This is a genomic window from Arthrobacter zhaoguopingii (genome assembly GCF_009828595.1).
GTDB classification, from domain to species: Bacteria; Actinomycetota; Actinomycetes; order Actinomycetales; family Micrococcaceae; genus Arthrobacter_D; species Arthrobacter_D zhaoguopingii.
Map to the genome: position 1 here is coordinate 21,255 of NZ_WPNY01000001.1, position 17,585 is coordinate 38,839.

Sequence of the window (17,585 nt, forward strand, 5' to 3'; positions counted from 1 at the left end):
GCGTTAAGTGCCGCAGAAGGTCCGGTACGGGCCGAAGTCCTCCGGGGCGCCGACCGCATAGCGTTCAAGGCCGGGCCGCTCGTCGTAGGGCGCCGTCACGGCTTCGAGGAGGCCCGCCAGCGGGCCCAGGTCGTCGTTCGTGGCCGCCGCCAGGGCCTCCTCGACGAGGTGGTTGCGGGGAATGTAGGCCGGGTTGGCCCGGTCCATCGCCGCCGCGTCCGGGCCGAGGGCGAGCCACCGCTGCGCCAAGGCGTCGAACCCCGCAGGATCCGCGGTCCGGCTCCGGGCCGGCCCGGCGTCCCCCCGGGCGGCGGAGCCGAGGTCCCGGAAGAAGGAGGTGTAGTCAGCCCTGCCGGTCTGCAGCAGGGCCAGGAGGTCGTCCACCAGCCGGACGGCCTCGCCGTCGGGCACGGAGCCGGCCAGGCCGAGCTTGGCCTTCATTCCGGCCAGCCACGCGGCGCTGTACCGGGCGCGGAACGCCTCGAGGGAGGCGACCGCGGCCTCGACGGCCCGCTCCTGGTCCTCGTGGATCAGGGGCAGCAGGGCCTCCGCCAGCCGGGCGAGGTTCCACTCGGCGACCAGCGGCTGGTTGCCGTAGGCATAGCGCCCGCCGGAGTCGATCGAGCTGTACACCGTGGCCGGGTCGAAGGCGTCAAGGAAGGCGCAGGGCCCGTAGTCGATGGTCTCGCCCGAGATGGTCATATTGTCGGTGTTCATCACCCCGTGGATGAAGCCTGCGAGCATCCACCGGGCCACCAGGGAGGCCTGGGCGGAGACCACCGCCTCAAACAGGGCGAGGTAGGGCGCCTCGGCCGAGGCGGCCTGCGGATGGTGCCGGGCGATGGCGTGGTCCGCGAGGCGGCGCAGCAGGGCCAGATCGCCGCCGGCCGCGGCGTACTGGAAGCTGCCCACCCTCAGGTGGCTGTCCGCCACCCGGGCGAGCACCGCTCCAGGCAGCACCGTTTCCCGGCGCACCGGCCGGCCGGTGGCCACCACGGCCAGCGAACGGGTCGTCGGGATGCCCAGGGCGTACATGGCCTCGCTGACGATGTACTCGCGCAGCATGGGGCCCACGGCCGCCAGTCCGTCCCCGCCGCGCGCGAACGGCGTGCGCCCCGAACCCTTGAGGTGGAGATCGCGCAGGCGGCCGTCGGTGCCGGTGATCTCGCCCAGCAGCAGTGCCCGCCCGTCCCCGAGGCGGGGGCTGTAGCCGCCGAACTGGTGGCCGGCATAGGCCTGGGCCACGGGGGTGGCTCCGGCGGGCAGTGCGGTGCCGGTCAGGAACGAGACCCCCTCGGGTGTCCGCAGTGCTTCGGGGTCGAGGCCGAGCGTGGCAGCGAGCGGCTCATTGAGCACCAGCAGCCGCGGCTCCGGTGTTTCCTCGGCCTGCCAGGGGATGGCCAGCTCCGCCAGTTCCCGCGCGAAGCGGCCGTCCAGGGTGGCAGTGAATCCGGTTACGGCGCTCATGTCCCCAGAATACCGACGCCGGCGCCGCCGGACCGCTTCAACTTCCTACCCGCGGGCAGACCTTTGGAGGTGGACATCCCGGCGTGCATGCTGCACCGGGACGCCGCCGTCCGGGGCCTCAGGAGGCGATGCCGCCCTCGATCCGCAGTTCGTTGCCCGGAATGGAGGCGAGCAGCCGGCGCGTGTAGGGGTGGCGGGCGTTCTGGAAGACCTCTTCCGAGGTCGCTGCCTCGACGAGTTCGCCGTCCTTCATGACGCACACATAGTCGGAGATCAGGCGCACCACGGCGAGGTCGTGGGAGATGAACAGGTAGCTCAGGCCCAGTTCGGCCTGCAGGTCGCCGAGCAGCTTGAGGATCTGCGCCTGGACGAGCACGTCCAGTGCCGACACGGGCTCGTCGCAGACCAGCAGTTCGGGCTTCAGTGCCAGCGCGCGGGCGATAGCTACACGCTGGCGCTGCCCGCCGGACAGTTCCGAGGGGTAGCGGCGCAGGGCGTTCTGGGGCAGGGCCACCTGGTCCATCAGTTCCCGCACCCGGGCCGCCCGCTCCTTCTTGGAGCCGCGCTTGTAGGCGTTGAGTGGCTCCTCGACGATGCGTTCGATGGTGAACATCGGGTTCAGCGAGGAGTAGGGGTCCTGGAAGATCGGCTGGACCCGCTGGCGGAAGTCGTTGAGCTGGGCCTTGTCGAGGGTGGCGACGTCCATGCCGTCGAAGGTCATGGTGCCTGAGGTGGGCTCGATGAGCTTCAGGAGCATGCGGGCCGTCGTGGTCTTGCCGGAGCCGGACTCGCCCACGATGGCGACCGTCTGGCCCCGCGGCACGTCAAGGGTGACGTTCTTGGCCGCGTAGAAGTCCTCGGAGCTGCCGCGGCGCTTGTAGACCTTGGTGAGGTCCCGGATCTCCACAATGTTCGCCGGGGCCACCGTCTTGCCGCTCTCGTGCTCGGCGAAGACGGCCTCGGCGAGCTTCGCCCGCTTGGCGGGGTCGTCGTTGTAGGCACCCGGACGCAGGCGGACGGCGGCGACGGACGGGGCGGCGCGCACCAGCGACTGCGTGTAGGGGTGCTGGGGGTCGTTGAGCAGCTGCTGGGCGGGGCCGGTCTCGACGACCCGGCCGCGGTGCATCACCACGAGGTCCGAGGCGCGCTCGGCGGCCAGCCCCAGGTCGTGGGTGATCAGCAGCACCGACGTGCCGAGCTGGTCCGTCATGGTGTCGATCTGGTCGAGGATGGTGCGCTGGACGGTGACATCGAGGGCGCTCGTCGGCTCGTCGGCGATCAGCAGCCGCGGCTGGCAGGCGAGCCCGATCGCGATCAGTGCGCGCTGGCGCATGCCGCCGGAGAATTCGTGCGGGTACTGCTTGGCACGCTCGCCGGCGTCGGGCAGGCCGGCGGCGGAGAGGACCTCGATCACCTTCTGCTTGACGTTGGCCTTGGTGGCCATGCCGTGGACCAGCAACGTCTCGGCGACCTGGGTGCCGATCTTGGTGACGGGGTTGAGGTTCGACATCGGGTCCTGCGGCACCAGGCCGATCGCCCGGCCGCGGATGGAGCGCATCTTCGACTCGGCCAGGCCGACGAGCTCCTGACCTTCGAAGAGGATGCTGCCGGCGGTGACCTTGCCGTTGCCCGGCAGCAGGCCGATGCAGGCCATGGCCGTTGTGGACTTGCCGGAACCCGATTCGCCGACGATCGCCAGGGTGGCTCCGCGTCGAAGGGTGAAGCTCGCGTTTTCGACGGCGCGCACCTCCCCGTGGGTGGTGCGGAAGCTGATCGCGAGGTCCCGGACTTCTAGCAGGGGCGCGTCGCTGGCCGTCGTACCGGCGGGAGTGATATCCGTCATGAAACTATGGTGCCCTACCGGCGCGCTTTTCGCGTAAGGCGACGTTCCGGGCCGATGCTAACTTTTTGGACTCGCCCCGTCCGGGGCGCCCAGCCGCGCCGCGAGGTGCTCCACGGCGAACCGGTATCCCTCAACTCCCGCCCCCACGATCACGGCGTCGGCGACGGCGGAGATGTAGGAGGTGTGCCGGAAGGCCTCGCGCCGGTGGACGTTGCTCAGGTGGACCTCCACCACGGGCAGACCGACGGCGGCCAGCGCGTCGGCGATGGCGATCGAGGTGTGGGTGTAGGCGCCGGCGTTGATGACAATCCCGCCGGCTGTGCCCGCCGCGCCGTGGATGGCGTCGATCAGTGCGCCTTCGTGGTTGGACTGGACGGCCCGCAGTGTGCATCCCCGCGCGGCCGCGGCGGTGCGGGCCGTCTCCTCGACGTCGGCGAGGGTCGAGGTGCCGTAGATTCCCGGCTCCCGCGTCCCCAACAGGTTCAGGTTGGGGCCGTTGAGCAGGAGGATGCTTGAGCTGGGGGCCGCGGTCATGGCTTAACTATGCCCCAGCCCGCAGCCTACGCCGCGGAGGCGGCGGGCTGCTGGCGTGCGCGGAGCCGGACGGCGAGGAGCGCCCCGACGAACGTGACGAGGCTGAGCACCACCAGCACGATGCCAGGGTGCCACCAGGCGCCGTCGGTGGCCTGCCCGAAGGCCTGGGTGATGGAGGGGACGAAGCCGGCGATGATCGCCGCGAGGCTGTAGGCGAAGGACAGGGCGGTGAAGGCGGTCCGGGGATTGAAGATGTCCGCCATCAGCCCGCCGAGGGCCGCCCAGGTGGCGGTGGGCAGGATGCCGCCGATGAGGATGGCGGCGATGTAGGTCGGCGCGGTGGAGACGCTGATGACCCAGTAGAGCGGGAACGCGATGAGCGCGGTGCCCAGGGCGCCGCCGGCGACGACCCTAGCCGATCCGAGCCGCATGGCGAGGTAGCCGAAGGCGGGGATGGTGACGAGTTGGAGCAGGGATCCGATCAGGGCGGCGTTGAGGACCGTCGCCTCGCTCAGGCCGAGCCGTTCGGTGCCGTAGGCCTGGGTGTAGGACACCATCAGGAAGTAGGAGCCGATGCCGAGGACCGCGGAGGCCGCGGCCACCACTATCGCGGCGGGCTGTGAGCGGATGACCTCGAGGAACGGGACGCGGGCGAGCTTGTTGCTGGTGGCGGCGTCCTTGAAGACCGGGGTCTCGTCGATGGCAAGGCGCAGGTAGATCGCCACGGCGAGGAAGGGGAACGCCAGCAGGAACGGGATCCGCCAGCCCCAGGTGGTCATCACGTCGGGCACGGTGACGGTCAGGATCAGGAAGATCAGCGAGATGAGCATGGTCCCCACCGGTGAACCGAGCTGGGGAATCGACGCGTAGAGCGCACGCCGGCGCGGCTCGGCGTGCTCGGTGGCGATGAGGATGGACCCGCCCCACTCGCCGCCCAGGGAGAGCCCCTGGAGCAGGCGGAGCACCGTGAGGATGATCGGAGCCCATACCCCGATGGTGTTGTAATCGGGCAGCAGGCCAACCGTGCCGGTGGCCAGGCCCATCAGGGTGATGGTCCAGATCAGGGTCTTCTTGCGGCCGATGCGGTCGCCGAGGTGCCCGAAGAGGATGGCGCCCAGCGGGCGGGCGACGAAGCCCATGGCGAAGATGAGGAACGCCGACAGGGTTCCAGCCAGGGGGTCCTGTTCGGTGAAGAACACCTCATTGAAGACCAGCGCGGCCGCGGTGCCGAACACATAGAAGTCGTAGGACTCCAGGGCGGTTCCAACGAAGGAGGCGCCGGCGGCCCGGCGGGCCATCCGGGGACGGGTGACGGGGGCGGGCGCGGCGGCGAGTGAACTTGACACGCTGACGATTGTCCACCCGGCTCCGGCACGGGTGCCAACGTTTGAGTCCAATCTCACACCGGCCGCTCCGGCGGGCCCGCCGCCGGAACGGCAGGACGGGCCCGGCGGGCGGTCCGGGGGCCGGCTACTTCCGCAGCGAGGCGGCGATCTGCTGCATTACCGTGTTGTCGGCCAGGGTCGTCGCGTCCCCGACCTCGCGGCCCTCGGCGACGTCCTTGAGCAGGCGCCGCATGATCTTGCCGCTGCGGGTCTTGGGCAGCTCCGGCACCACGAGGATGTTGCGCGGCTTGGCGATCGGGCCGATCTCCTTGCCCACGTGGTTGCGCAGCGTGGTGACGATGTCGTCGTCGTCCTTGGCCGAGCCGCGCAGGATCACGAAGGCCACCACCGCCTCGCCGGTGGTCTCGTCCTTGGCGCCGACGACGGCAGCCTCGGCCACCGACGGGTGGCTGACCAGGGCCGATTCGATTTCGGTGGTCGACAGCCGGTGCCCGGAGACGTTCATGACGTCGTCGACCCGGCCGAGCAGCCAGATGTCGCCGTCCTCGTCCTTCTTGGCTCCATCGCCGGCGAAGTACATATCGTCGAAGCGCGACCAGTAGGTCTGCTTGAACCGCTCCGGGTCGCCCCAGATGCCGCGCAGCATCGACGGCCACGGCTCGCGGACCACGAGGTAGCCGCCGGAGCCGTTCGGCACCGACTGGCCCATCTCGTCGACGACGTCGACGGCGATGCCCGGGACGGCGACCTGCGCCGAGCCGGGCTTGGTGCTGGTCACCCCGGGCATGGGCGAGATCATGTGGGCGCCGGTCTCGGTCTGCCACCAGGTGTCAACGATCGGCGCCTTTCCGCCGCCGATGATCTCCCGGTACCACATCCAGGCCTCGGGGTTGATGGGTTCGCCGACCGAACCCAGGACCCGGATCGAGGAGAGGTCGAACTTCTTCGGGATGTCCCGGCCCCACTTCATGAAGGTGCGGATGGCGGTGGGGGCGGTGTAGAGGATCGAGACCTTGTACTTCTCGATCAGCTCCCACCACCGGCCCTGGTGCGGGGTGTCCGGCGTCCCCTCGTACATCAGCTGCGTGGCACCGTTGATCAGCGGGGCGTAGGCGACATAGCTGTGCCCGGTCACCCAGCCGATGTCGGCGGTGCACCAGAAGACATCGGTCTCGGGGCGCAGGTCGAACGTGTACTTGTGGGTGAAGGCCGTCTGGGTGAGGAACCCGCCGGTGGTGTGGAGGATGCCCTTGGGCTTGCCGGTGGTTCCGGAGGTGTAGAGGATGAACAGCGGGTGTTCGGAGTCGTGCGCCACGGCGGTGTGCTCGCTGGAGGCGCTGTCGACGACGTCGTCCCACCAGACATCCCGGCCCTCGGTCCATTCGACCGGTTCGTTATTGCGCCGCACCACCACCACGTTGGTGATGGTCGATCCCTCTTTCTCGAGGGCGGCGTCGACGGCGGGCTTGAGGGCGCTGGGCTTGCCGCGCCGGTAGGTGCCGTCGGCGGTGACGACCAGCTTGGCCTCGGCGTCGTCGATCCGGCTGCGCAGCGCATCGGCGGAGAACCCGCCGAACACCACCGAGTGGACCGCCCCGATGCGGGCGCACGCCAGCATGGTGATGACCGCCTCGGGGATCATCGGCAGGTACACTGCGACGCGGTCGCCCTTCTGCAGGCCCAGAGATTCGAAGGCGTTGGCCGCCTTCTTCACCGACTCGGTGAGCTCCGCGTAGGTGTAGCTGCGCGTGTCGCCGGGCTCGCCCTCGAAATGGATGGCCATGCGGTCCCCGCGCCCCTCCTCGACGTGCCGGTCGAGGGCGTTATAGGCCGCGTTGAGCTTCCCGCCGACGAACCACTTGGCAAAGGGAGCTTCGGACCAGTCGAGGGTCTGGGTGAAGTCGGTCTCCCAGGAGAGGCAGGCCCGGGCCTGGTCCGCCCAGAACTCCGTCCCCCTGCTGCGGGCCTCCTCATAGAGGGAGGGCTGGGCGAGAGCCTGCGCGGCAAATTCCTCGCTGGGCGGGAAGCGGCGTTCCTCGTGGAGCAGGTTTTCAAACGCGTCGCCTTGCCTCTGGGCGCTTTCGGACATTTCTTACCCCTCTGCGGCTCGATCCATTCCTGGCTGAAATCCAGGCCGGCGCAGCGGTCCGCTGCGCAGATGCACTTCCCGAACATTATCGGCCAGTTCGCCGGACTTGTGTCAGCGATCACACTCCAGATGTGAAAGGCCGACTTTGTGCGTTGAGCGGTTCTGCCGACCCGGTCCCGGTGCCCCGCGTGCTAGTGAAAGGGGATCGGGGGTGGCTACTGTGGAGGAAGGACATGGGCAGCCGGTGCCGCACCGGGTGCTTCCGTGCGGCCGCTGGCCGCCGCCACGAACGGGAGAGCAACAATGACCGAAGACTCGAAGGACCGGACGGCAGGCGTGGGCGCGCAGCCGGACGCCGCGACCGCCCGATCCTCAGCTGATGCCAGCGGCGGTGCCTCCGCTGCTGACACCGCCGTCGTGAAGCCGGCCGCCGGAAAGTCCGCCACGACTTCCGCCGGGACGTCCACTGCGGCGTCCGCCGGGAAGGCCGCCGGGAAGTCCACTGCGACGTCCGCCGGGACGTCCGCCACGACTTCCACCGGGACGTCCGTTGGAAAGTCCGCCGGGAAGGCCACCGGGCAGTCCACCGGGACCTCCGCTGCCGCGGATCCTTCCGGGGCGCGCTCCGCCGCTGGAAGCTCCGCCGGTGCGGCGGAACCGGCTGCCGGGGCCGCCACCACGGCCGTGCGTTCCGGTCCGGGCTCCGAAGGACCATACAGCTCCAGCAAGGCCGTGCTCGGGTCGTTCACGCTCCGGGAGGTGGTCCTGCTGGCCTCCGCCGCGGTGATCTTCCTGGGGACGCTGCTTCCCTTCTTCCGCGGAGAGGTGCGCTACGCGAACTTCTGGAACACCCTTCCGCTGTTCTTCGTGGGCATCGGCATCCTGCTCCCCGTGGCCGCCGCGGCCCTGGTCATCGGGCGGCGGCAGGGGGCCTCGGGCCTGCGGGTCGGTTCGTTCTCGGTCGACCAGTTCGCCTCGGTTGCGGCGTCCCTGGCCGCGGCGTTCTTCTTCCTCCAGACCATGACCGCCTTCCACATCGGCCCGCTGGTGTCGCTGATCGGCGCCGTGGGCATGCTGGCGGCAACGGTCCTGGCCCCGCACCTGCCGTTCTTCGCCAAGGACTTCAAGGAACGCGCCGAGACGCCGGCCCATCCCGTGGCCCGCGCGGTCCTGCCCACGCAGCCGAAGGCGCCAAAGGCACCCAAGGCGCCGAAGCCGGCCAAGGAAGAGAAGGTCAAGCAGCACTCCGTTGAGGTTCCCGTTTCGGGTACGGCTCAGCAGGCAGCCGCCTCCGACCCGGTGGGCTCGACGCCCGCGCCGCAGGCGCAGGGCGGGCCCCAGGCCGCGGCCGGCGACGCAGGGGGCGCAACGGCCGCCGCTGCCGGTTCGACCTCCGCCGGGGCAGCGGGCCAGCCCTCGGGCCGGAGCTCGGCCGATGGCGCCGGAGATCCGGCGGCGGGTGCCCGGCAGGCGCAGACCCGGGACCCGGGAACCCCGGATTCCGCTGCCGCAGGTTCCGGTGCGTCGTCGGACGCGCAGACCCGCGTCCACCCGGTGACCGAGGCAGCCCCCCGGCAGCAGGAGACCATCTCGGCAACCCGGAGCGCCGACGAGGAGCAGGTGGTCGAGGCGTTCTGGTTCGCCGTCGGCACGCCAAGGCCCGTCGTCGACGAACAGTCCGGCCGCCAGCTTTTCATCGTGCAGCCCGGCGACTGGGAAGTGGGCATCGAGGACCGCGGCACCGAGTTCGTCGTGCAGGACAAGAGGACCGGGCAGATCGGCGTCATGCGCAACCTCACCAACATCGAACGGGCACCGCGGGAGTAATTCCCGCTGCCCTCCGACAGCACACCAGGCACGGGAGGCCGATTCATGAAGGGGCACACCAATGAGGCCGTGTCGGCCACGGCCCTGAAGCGGCGCGCCCGCCGGATCAACCGTGTGCTCGGGGAGGTGTACCCGTACGCCCACGCGGAGCTCGACTTCGGGAACCCCTTCGAGCTCCTCGTGGCCACGGTGCTCTCGGCGCAGACGACCGATGTGAGGGTCAACCTCACCACGCCCGTCCTCTTCGAGCGCTACCCGGACGCCCGGGCGCTCGCCGAGGCCGATCCCCAGGAGCTGCAGGAGCTGATCCGTCCGACCGGGTTCTTCCGGGCCAAGGCGAACAGCCTGCTGGCCCTGGCAAACCGCCTTGTCGACGAGTACGACGGTGAGGTGCCGGGCCGGCTCGAGGATCTTGTCACGCTCCCCGGGGTGGGCCGAAAGACGGCCAATGTGGTGCTGGGCAACGCCTTCGGGATTCCGGGGATCACCGTCGACACCCACTTCGGGAGGCTGGCGCGGCGCTTCGGCTGGACCGGGTCGGAGGATCCGGTCAAGGTCGAAATGGAGGTCGGTGCGCTGTTCGAGCCGAGGGACTGGACGGCCCTTTCGCACCGCCTCGTCTTCCACGGGCGCCGGATTTGTCATGCCAAGAAACCCGCCTGCGGCGCCTGCCCGGTCGCGGCGCTGTGCCCGTCCTACGGCGAGGGGGAGGTGGACCCGGTGAAGGCGGCCAAGCTGCTGAAGTACGAACTGGCACCGGGGCGTGAGGAACTGCTCGGGCTGATGCGCAGCGGGCAGACCCGCACCGAACTCCGCGCGGCCGGATACACCCTCGGAACGTGAGCGCCTACCAGTCCCTGCGCGACTACGCCGAGTCCATGAAGGACGCCGACTCCCTCGACCTGCCGACCGCCTGGCGGCTGCGGATCCTCAACCCGAAGAAGGCACGGCGGGCGGCGGTGCTGATTCTCTTTGGGACGGCCGACGACCATCTGGCGCCCGGCCATCCGGCCACCGCGCCGGCCGACCTCGACCTTCTGCTTGTCCAGCGCGCGGATTCCCTCAACAACCATCCCGGGCAGGTCGCCTTCCCCGGGGGTGCCATCGACCCCGGCGACGCCGACGAGCGGGCGGCCGCCCTGCGGGAAGCACAGGAGGAGACCGGGCTAGAGCCCTCAGGAGTCGAGGTGCTCTGCGCACTGCCCGAGGTCGGACTGCCCTTTAGCAACTTCCTGGTCACACCCGTGCTCGGCTGGTGGCTGCTGCCCACCCCGGTCGGCGTCGTGGACGAGGGCGAGTCGGCCCAGGTCTTCCGCGCGCCCGTCCGGGACCTGTTGAATCCGGCCAACCGCAGGACGGTCGTGTTCCAGCGCGGCGGTTCCACCGGCCTCAGCCCCGGCTTCGTGCTTCCCGAAGCCACCGTGTGGGGATTCACCGGGATGCTTCTCAGTTCCCTGTTCGATGCTCTGGGCTGGACCGAGCCGTGGGACGAGTCACTGGTCATCCCGCCGCCCTGATTCCGTTCCCCGCCGCCGCCCCGCCCTCCGAGTGTGCAGCTCACCACCTTATGCGTCGCGCAGAGCGTGGTGAGGTGCGGTTTCGGCGGGGCGGAGAGCGCAGTTAAGGCGCATGGGGCACGGGCCCTCCCTCCGAGTGTGCAGCTCACCACCCTTTCCTGCGGGCAGAGCGTGGTGAGGTGCGGTTTCGGCGGGGCGGAGCCCAGCCGGGGCGCTCGGGGGACGGCGGGCGGATACTACTTCGCGTCGGCGTAGGAACGGACCACGAGGACGTTGACCGCGAATTCGATCGGTATCCTGCCGAACATCATTTCCGTGGCCGCTGCGGCCGACTCCTCGATCAACCGGCTGACCTCGCCGGCGCGCTCCTCGGGCACATGCAGCATGACCTCGTCGTGCAGGAAGAAGACGATTCCGGTCACTGCCGCGGGGCCGCCCAGCAGGCGGAGCCTCCGGCGAACCTCCGCCAGCCAGCACAGCGCCCATTCCGCGGCGGTGGACTGCACCACGAAGTTCCGGGTGAAGCGGCCCCGCGACCGGGCCGCCGTGTCGGCGCGGCGCTGCTCCTCCGCACTGGTGGTCCGCTGCGCGGCCCGCCAGCGTTCCGAGGCCGGCGGGCATCCCCTCCCGAGGTAACTGCCGACCGTGCCACCTGATTCGCCGACCCGCGCGGCCGCTTCGACGACGCCGATGGCCCGGGGGTAGGTGCGGGCGAGCTGGGGCATCAGGCGCCCGGACTCGCCGGTCGTCGCTCCGTACATGGCACCGAGCATCGCCAGCTTGGCCTTCGCCCGGTCCCCGCCGAAGCCCTGTTCGGCGATGCCCTGGTACAGGTCCTTGCCGCGGGCGGCGGCGGCCAGGGCCGAGTCCTGCGCCAGCGCGGCCAGGACGCGCGGTTCGAGTTGGGCCGCGTCGGCGACGATCAGCACGTGGCCCGGGTCGGGGCGGACGGCGTCACGCACCATCTTCGGAATCTGGAGCGCCCCGCCGCCGCGGGAGGCCCACCGCCCGGAGACCACCCCGCCGACCACGTACTCGGGGCGGAAGCGGCCGTTATGAACCCAGGTGTCGAGCCAAGTCCAGCCGTTCGCCGTGAGCAGGCGGGACAGCTTCTTATAGGCGAGCAGGGGCTCGATCGCCCGGTGCTTCTGCTGCTCAAGCTCCCAGGAGCGGGTGGTGGCCACCTCGATGCCCGCCCGGTGGAGTGCCCGGATGAGCTCCTGGGGCGAATCCGGGTTCAGCGTCGGGCTGCCGAGGGCGTCCCGGAGTTCGGCGGCCAGACCTTCAAGGACCGGTGGGCGCTGGCCCTCGGGCGGGCGGGAACCCAGCAGCCGCTCGAGCAGCTCTTCGTGGATGTCACGCCGCCATGGAAGGCCTGTCGATTCCATCTCGGCGGCCAGCAGCGCTCCGGCCGACTCGGCGGCCAGGAGCAGGGAAAGCCGGCGGGGGTGGGTTGATCCGGCCACCGCCTGCAGCTGGGAGCGGAACTCCGCGGCGACGGCCCCCGCCTCGGGCCCGGACGCCGTGGGCACGTCATCGAACAGGCTGCTCTGGTTGGGTGCGGGCGGGGGAGGCAGGATCTGGCGGGGGAGGGACGGCTCCTCTCCGTCCACCAGGCGCGAGCGCAGCTCCTCCGCGTAGGCCGAGGAGGAGCAGTAGGGGGAGAGGGCCAGGACGGCGCGGGCGAGCGCAAGGTCGTGGCAGCGTTCCAGGCTGATGCCCGCCGCGAGCAGCCCCGGATACCAGGCGCGCGTGCTCTCCCAGACCCAGCGCGGCGAGCCGGCCTCGAGGCGGGCGAAGGTTCGGTGCAGGTCTCCGGCGGCGGCGTTCACCGCAGGTCCCGACGGCGTGCCGGCGGCGTCGAGGGGTTGGAAGACGGCGGCGGTGTCCCGGTCGGTGCTGGGCGGGTGCGCCACGACGACATACATGTCCTCATTCTGCCCGTCCCCGGGCAGGAGCGTGGGCAGCAGGGCCGCCGCGACGGCCTGCGGGTCGGCAGCGTTGTCCACATACGCGGCCGGCCGCCACTGGAGCGAACCGCGCCCGCACACCCTTGGAGGATGACGGAACGGCGTTCCTGGACTCCCGCGGGCACGGAGGACCAGCGGGTGGTGCTGGTGGGCGCGGCGCAGGCCCTACGGGACGAGGCTGCGAGGGTTGCGGCGGCGGCCGGGGTGGCACTGATCGTGGCGTCCTCGGTGCCCGAGGCACTTCGGCATTCTCCCTCGGTGCTCCTGCTTGCCCCGGATGCGGGCGGGGGCAGCCTCCCGCACGGGTGTCCAGTAATCCTGGTCGGCCTGCGGGAGGAGGAGGACGCCGTCTGGTCCGCGGCTGCCGCGCGGGGTGCCGGCAGGGTGGCGATCCTGCCGCAGGCCGCCGGGTGGCTCGCCGAACACCTGGGCCGGGCGCGGTCGGCCGCTTCGGGGCCGGTGCTCGGCGTCCTCGGGGCGGCAGGAGGAGCAGGGTCGAGTACGCTCAGCTGCTGGCTCGCCGACGGCGCCGCATCGACCGGTGCCGCGACCGTCCTGATTGACGGGGACCCGCTGGGCGGGGGCATCGAACTGGCCCTGGGGGACGCCGCCGCCGGGCTGCGGTGGCGGGATCTGGAGGGTGTGCGCGGGGCGCTGAACCCCGCGCAGTTCGCCGCCGCCCTGCCGCGGCCCGCCGGTTTCTCCGTGCTCTCCCATGGTCCCTTCCCGGCTGCGCCCGCCGGGGCTTCCTCCGCGGCCGGTCCGGTTCTGGACGCCGCGCGGCAGGCGTTCCAGCTGACCGTTGTCGACCTCGGGACCGCAGGGGGCCTTGACGATACGCTCCTGGCCGCCTGCGGCAGCGTGGTGCTGCTGGTGCCGGCCCGGCTGCGACCGGTCGCGGCGGCGGCCGTCCTGCTCCCTCGGTTCTCGCCCATACCGGTGCACGTGGTGCTGCGCGGCCCCGTCCGGGGAGGACTCCTGCCGCACCGGGTGGCGGAGGTGCTGGAGGTGCCCGAGCCTGCCTTCCTGCCGCATCTGCCCGGAGTGCCGGCCGCCGAGGCCCAGGGCCGGCTCCTGGAGCGGGGCCGCCAGCGCTCCGTCCGCAGGCTTTGCCAGGGTCTCCTCGAGACCGCCCTCGACGGCCGGGACGCGGCATGACCGGGGGTCTTCCCGGCTCCCGGCCCCGCCGGGCTGAGCGGGTGCCGGCCGGAACCCGGACCGGTGGAGCCGACCCGGACATGGTCGACCTCGTCCGCCGCAGGGTGGTCGCCGGTTCGGCGCCGGTGACCGGTGCCGGGCTCGCGGAGGCCGTCCGGTCCACGGGCCGGTTCCTGGGTTCGGAAGGGACCCTCACCGCCGTCGACGGTATCCGGGCCGAACTCCAGGGCCTCGGGCCGCTGCACCAGCTCGCCCAGGACAACACGGTCACCGACATCCTGGTGAACGGACCCGGGGACGTCTGGGTGGATGGTTCCGGCGGGCTGCGGCGTGTGCCGCTGGCCTTCGCCGGCGACGACGACGTCCGTGCCCTCGCCGCCCGCCTGGTGGCGGCCGGAGGGCGCAGGCTCGACGACGCGAATCCGTGCGTCGATGTGCGGCTCAGGGACTTCCGGATCCACGCTGTGCTCCCGCCGATCTCGACGGCGGGAACCCTGCTATCCATCCGCATCCGCCGGGAGCGGGTCTTCACGCTGTCCGAACTCTGCGCCTCGGGCGCCGTTCCGGTCGACCTTGCCGCCGTCCTGGCGGAGGTCGTGCACCGGCGGCTGAACTTCCTCATCAGCGGGGCGACGGGGACGGGGAAGACCACGCTGCTTTCGACACTGCTGGGCCTGAGCGGCCCCGCCGAACGCCTCGTTCTGGTGGAGGACGCCGCCGAGCTGAACCCGCTCCACCCCCATGCCGTCGGCCTTCAGTCCCGTCACGGGAACGTCGAGGCCGCCGGCGCGGTCGACCTGGCGGAACTGGTGCGGCAGGCCCTGAGGATGCGCCCGGACCGGCTGATCGTCGGGGAATGCCGGGGCGCCGAGGTCCGTGAACTGCTCGCGGCCATGAACACCGGGCACGACGGCGCCGGCGGTACGGTGCACGCGAATTCCGCGGCCAGCGTCCCGGCCCGGCTGACGGCACTGGGAGCCCTGGCGGGCATGACCCCCCAGGCGCTGGCGGTACAGGCCTCAAGCGCTCTTGATGTTGTCATCCATCTGGTCCGCGGCGCCGAGGGGCGGAGGGTGGAGCGGATCGCCCTGATCGGGATGTCCGGCGGGCGGCTCGTCGTCCGGCCGGCGCTGATCTCCGGCGGCACGGAGTGTATCCGCGGCGAGGCCTGGGCGGCGCTCACGGCCCGCCTGTCAGGGGAGGCCCCGCGGTGACCGGCCTGCTGGTGGGGATGCTGCTCGCTTTCGCAGCCTTGGTGCTCCGGGCGGATTCTCCACTGCCCCGGCGGATCTCCGCCGGGGCAGCACCACCGTCCGGTGTCCCGGCAGGCCGGTCCGGCCAGACCGGCTTCGCGCGGGGTTTCCGGCGGCAGTCCGCCGTGGAGGCGCACGAGCCGGCCCTCCTGGTGCACCAGATCACTGGCCTGCTCCGGGCCGGAAGGTCACCGCTGGTGTTGTGGCGGGATCTGGAACTCCTCTACGCGGAGGCGGCCGGAGAAGGTTCGGCCTTCGCCGCGCAGGCCCTCCCGGTCCTCAGGGCGGCCGGGCGCAGCGCTTCCCTGGGCCTGAGCGTCACGGCGGTGCTGCGCGCGCCACCCATGGCGGAGGGCACAGAGGCCGGGGCGCGTGCGGGGCCGGAGGATCCGGCGCCGACGCTGTGGGTGGACCTGGCCTCGTGCTTTTCGGTCGCCGAACGCAGCGGGGCGCCGCTGGCCGAGGTTCTGACCCGGTACGCGGTGCAGCTGGATGCCGCGGTGGATGCGCAGGCCGCCCGGGAGACGGCGCTGGCGGGACCGCGGGCCACCGTGACGCTGCTTGGCTGGCTGCCGGTCGTCGGCGTGCTGCTCGGCTACCTCATGGGGGTCAACCCCGTCGGGGTGCTCCTGGGCTCTCCGATCGGACTCCTGACGCTGATGCTCGGCCTCGGGCTGATGCTCGCGGGGCGGCTGTGGTCCCGGCGTCTGGTGGCCGCCGCGGTGCGGGGTCCGTGATGCCCGCAGGAGCCAGCGTGGGGCTGCTTCTGCTGGCAGCGTTCGTGGTGCTGAGCGTCTCCCGCGGAGTGCCTGAGGTGCGCGGCCGGGCTTCGGAACTCTCCGCGCCGCCGGACGGCATCACCGATGTCCCCCTGATGCTCGACCTGATCGGTGCGATGCTCACCGCCGGCGCGCCGGTGACGCACGCGCTGGGGGTGCTGGCCGACTCCTGCGCGGAACCTGTCGCACTGAAGCTCCGGGGCGTCCGGGCAGCCCTTGAACTGGGCGCGGAGTGGAACAACGCCTGGGATTCCGGCCCGGCTCCCCTCGGCAGGCCCGGCCGGGCGGCAGTTACTGAACTGCGGTCGGCCCTGGGGTTCGCCGCGGTGACCGGCGCGCCGTCCGCCGCGATCGTCCACGCCCGGGCCGCCCAGCTGCGGCGCCGGCAGAACCGTGCCCTGGAGCGGCGGGCGGCCGCTCTGGGCGTCCGCCTCGTGGTGCCCCTCGGCGTCTGCGCGCTGCCGGCCTTCGCCTGCCTGGGCGTCGTCCCGGTCGTCCTGGCGCTCCTGCCCACCGGCTAGACCGGGCCAGCCGGGTTATCCACTTAGGGCCGGCGCGGGACCCACGGGTCCGCCGCGGGCGGGAGAGTCGAAGGACGCCGCAGCCGCGGCGGTTATGGATAGGTCCCGCCGGGCATCGGCGGGACGAGCACCTGAGGAGCACCCCCATGGCGAAGACCATTCTGTCCCCCGCGGTCCGGCTGCCGGGACGGGCCGTCCCGATGACCGGCCGGCTCTGCCGCTGTTCCACGGCCTCCCGCACCCCGCAGGCCTCTCCCGGGCTCACCCCGTGCGGGGCGGACCCGGCCCCGTCCGACTCGGCCGTGCCGGGGCCGTCGCTGCCGGAGCAGGTACCCGGCGGGATGCGCGAGGCAGGGCTGGCGACGGCCGAGTACGCGATCGTGACGTTGGCGGCCGTCGGGTTCGCCGCACTGCTGGTGGCGGTGCTCTCCAGCGGCGAGATCCGCGGAATGCTGATGTCCCTGATCACCAACGCCCTCAGCTTCGGGTGAGAGTGTGAGCCGGCAACCGCAGGACGGCGGTGGGCCCGAACGCGGGTCGGTCACCGCCGAGATGGCGGTGGCCCTGCCGGCGCTGGTCCTTCTGCTCGGGGTGCTCCTGGGAGCCGCAACCGTCGGTGTCGCCCAGCTTCGCCTGGAGGAGGCGGCCCGGGCCGGGGCGCGGGAGATTGCGCGTGGGGAGGCCGGGGCTTCGGTCGAGGCGACGGTGAGGCGTCTGGCTGGGCCCGGCGCGGGCCTGGAGGTGGCCGGCGATGGGGGATGGACCTCGGTCACCGTGACCACGCAGGTCCAGGGGCCGTTCCTCGACTTCCTGGAGGTCCGGCTCTCGGCCACGGCCACCGGGTGGTCCGAGCATGCCCGTTAATCGCCCTCGGGCGGAGCGGGGGAGCGGCACGGTGCTCGTGGCAGGCCTTGCCGCGGTCCTCATCCTGCTGCTCGCAGCGCTCGTGCTGCTGGTCCAGGGCGCAGTCGGCGGGGCGCGGGCGGCGGCCGCCGCAGACCTCGCGGCGCTCGCGGGCGCGGACGCCGCGCGCGGCCTGAGGAACGGAGATCCCTGCGACGTCGCCCGCGGAACCGCCCGCCGGCACCGGGCGGAGCTGGTGGACTGCCTCCGTTCGGGGCCGGGAGGGGTGATCGTCACGGTGCGGACCTCCGTGCCGGTCCCGGGAATCCTTCCGCCAGCCACCGGGGCCGCGAGGGCCGGCCCGCCCCCGCAGCGGGCCCGCCCGCCGTCGCTCCGTCCGCCGCGGTAGCGGACATGCTGTCCACGACGGCAGCGGAG

16 protein-coding genes are annotated in these 17,585 nt (G+C 71.8%); 10 read left to right on the forward strand and 6 right to left on the reverse strand.

The genetic code is table 11. The features are described 5' to 3' along the window. Window positions 1–3 precede the first annotated feature (3 nt). The 5 genes from GVV86_RS00105 to acs all read right to left on the reverse strand — a co-directional run bounded on the left by GVV86_RS00105 (window position 4) and on the right by acs (window position 7,279). A complete protein-coding gene (locus GVV86_RS00105; protein ID WP_159800696.1) occupies window positions 4–1,467 on the reverse strand; it encodes a protein adenylyltransferase SelO in 1,464 nt (487 codons plus the stop codon). A gap of 118 nt (window positions 1,468–1,585) precedes the next feature. After that, window positions 1,586–3,310, reverse strand: coding sequence for a dipeptide ABC transporter ATP-binding protein (locus GVV86_RS00110; protein ID WP_159620441.1), 1,725 nt, complete (start codon window positions 3,308–3,310; stop codon window positions 1,586–1,588). Between the two features lie 57 nt (window positions 3,311–3,367). After that, entirely contained in the window at window positions 3,368–3,844 is a 477-nt protein-coding gene (gene aroQ, locus GVV86_RS00115) for a type II 3-dehydroquinate dehydratase (RefSeq protein WP_159800698.1), read from the reverse strand. Between the two features lie 26 nt (window positions 3,845–3,870). After that, window positions 3,871–5,190, reverse strand: a complete 1,320-nt coding sequence (locus tag GVV86_RS00120) for an MFS transporter (protein WP_246669815.1) — start codon at window positions 5,188–5,190, stop codon at window positions 3,871–3,873. A 124-nt stretch (window positions 5,191–5,314) separates the two neighbouring features. After that, window positions 5,315–7,279, reverse strand: a complete 1,965-nt coding sequence (gene acs, locus GVV86_RS00125) for an acetate--CoA ligase (RefSeq protein WP_159800700.1) — start codon at window positions 7,277–7,279, stop codon at window positions 5,315–5,317. A 303-nt stretch (window positions 7,280–7,582) separates the two neighbouring features. Between acs and GVV86_RS00130 the strand changes: the two genes are divergently transcribed. Genes GVV86_RS00130 through GVV86_RS00140 form a run of 3 tightly spaced genes read left to right on the forward strand, consistent with a single transcriptional unit; the run spans window position 7,583 to window position 10,623 of the window. Then, on the forward strand, window positions 7,583–9,106 hold the full coding sequence (locus GVV86_RS00130) for a hypothetical protein (RefSeq protein ID WP_159800702.1): 1,524 nt from the start codon (window positions 7,583–7,585) through the stop codon (window positions 9,104–9,106). Window positions 9,107–9,151: 45 nt separating this feature from the next. Continuing rightward, window positions 9,152–9,949: an endonuclease III gene (nth, locus tag GVV86_RS00135; RefSeq protein ID WP_159800704.1), complete on the forward strand. Its 798-nt coding sequence runs from the start codon at window positions 9,152–9,154 to the stop codon at window positions 9,947–9,949. Beyond that, a complete protein-coding gene (locus tag GVV86_RS00140) occupies window positions 9,946–10,623 on the forward strand; it encodes an NUDIX hydrolase (protein WP_246199886.1) in 678 nt (225 codons plus the stop codon). Before nth ends, GVV86_RS00140 begins: the two co-directional genes overlap by 4 nt. Before the next feature lie 236 nt (window positions 10,624–10,859). Here the strand turns inward: GVV86_RS00140 and GVV86_RS00145 are convergent, their stop codons facing one another. After that, complete coding sequence (locus tag GVV86_RS00145; RefSeq protein WP_159801146.1) at window positions 10,860–12,551, reverse strand: bifunctional 3'-5' exonuclease/DNA polymerase; 1,692 nt, start codon at window positions 12,549–12,551, stop codon at window positions 10,860–10,862. A 132-nt stretch (window positions 12,552–12,683) separates the two neighbouring features. Here GVV86_RS00145 and ssd point away from each other — a divergent pair, with 132 nt between their 5' ends. The 7 genes from ssd (at window position 12,684) to GVV86_RS00180 (ending at window position 17,556) form a co-directional block, all read left to right on the forward strand. After that, a complete protein-coding gene (gene ssd / locus GVV86_RS00150) occupies window positions 12,684–13,751 on the forward strand; it encodes a septum site-determining protein Ssd (protein WP_159800706.1) in 1,068 nt (355 codons plus the stop codon). Beyond that, window positions 13,748–14,965, forward strand: a complete 1,218-nt coding sequence (locus GVV86_RS00155; RefSeq protein WP_425513912.1) for a TadA family conjugal transfer-associated ATPase — start codon at window positions 13,748–13,750, stop codon at window positions 14,963–14,965. Before ssd ends, GVV86_RS00155 begins: the two co-directional genes overlap by 4 nt. Continuing rightward, complete coding sequence (locus tag GVV86_RS00160) at window positions 14,962–15,741, forward strand: type II secretion system F family protein (RefSeq protein WP_159800708.1); 780 nt, start codon at window positions 14,962–14,964, stop codon at window positions 15,739–15,741. Before GVV86_RS00155 ends, GVV86_RS00160 begins: the two co-directional genes overlap by 4 nt. Before the next feature lie 17 nt (window positions 15,742–15,758). Then, window positions 15,759–16,304 (forward strand): type II secretion system F family protein, encoded by a 546-nt coding sequence (locus GVV86_RS00165; protein WP_246669816.1) that lies wholly within the window; start codon window positions 15,759–15,761, stop codon window positions 16,302–16,304. A gap of 146 nt (window positions 16,305–16,450) precedes the next feature. Further along, complete coding sequence (locus tag GVV86_RS18560; RefSeq protein WP_246669817.1) at window positions 16,451–16,795, forward strand: DUF4244 domain-containing protein; 345 nt, start codon at window positions 16,451–16,453, stop codon at window positions 16,793–16,795. Between the two features lie 4 nt (window positions 16,796–16,799). Then, window positions 16,800–17,168 carry a TadE family type IV pilus minor pilin gene (locus tag GVV86_RS00175; protein WP_246199726.1) on the forward strand — a complete coding sequence of 123 codons (369 nt, stop codon included), beginning with the start codon at window positions 16,800–16,802 and terminating at the stop codon, window positions 17,166–17,168. Next, window positions 17,158–17,556 carry an Rv3654c family TadE-like protein gene (locus tag GVV86_RS00180; protein ID WP_159800710.1) on the forward strand — a complete coding sequence of 133 codons (399 nt, stop codon included), beginning with the start codon at window positions 17,158–17,160 and terminating at the stop codon, window positions 17,554–17,556. The genes GVV86_RS00175 and GVV86_RS00180 overlap by 11 nt, the downstream gene beginning before the upstream one ends. Window positions 17,557–17,585 lie beyond the last annotated feature (29 nt).

Coding starts and splice junctions, on each gene's coding strand:
- GVV86_RS00110 (WP_159620441.1), bottom strand. CDS start 3,310: ATGACGGATATCACTCCCGCCGGTACGACGGCCAGCGACGCGCCCCTG.
- GVV86_RS00105 (WP_159800696.1), bottom strand. CDS start 1,467: ATGAGCGCCGTAACCGGATTCACTGCCACCCTGGACGGCCGCTTCGCG.
- GVV86_RS00130 (WP_159800702.1), top strand. CDS start 7,583: ATGACCGAAGACTCGAAGGACCGGACGGCAGGCGTGGGCGCGCAGCCG.
- GVV86_RS00180 (WP_159800710.1), top strand. CDS start 17,158: ATGCCCGTTAATCGCCCTCGGGCGGAGCGGGGGAGCGGCACGGTGCTC.
- ssd (WP_159800706.1), top strand. CDS start 12,684: ATGACGGAACGGCGTTCCTGGACTCCCGCGGGCACGGAGGACCAGCGG.
- GVV86_RS00145 (WP_159801146.1), bottom strand. CDS start 12,551: ATGTATGTCGTCGTGGCGCACCCGCCCAGCACCGACCGGGACACCGCC.
- nth (WP_159800704.1), top strand. CDS start 9,152: ATGAAGGGGCACACCAATGAGGCCGTGTCGGCCACGGCCCTGAAGCGG.
- aroQ (WP_159800698.1), bottom strand. CDS start 3,844: ATGACCGCGGCCCCCAGCTCAAGCATCCTCCTGCTCAACGGCCCCAAC.
- GVV86_RS18560 (WP_246669817.1), top strand. CDS start 16,451: ATGGCGAAGACCATTCTGTCCCCCGCGGTCCGGCTGCCGGGACGGGCC.
- acs (WP_159800700.1), bottom strand. CDS start 7,279: ATGTCCGAAAGCGCCCAGAGGCAAGGCGACGCGTTTGAAAACCTGCTC.
- GVV86_RS00155 (WP_425513912.1), top strand. CDS start 13,748: ATGACCGGGGGTCTTCCCGGCTCCCGGCCCCGCCGGGCTGAGCGGGTG.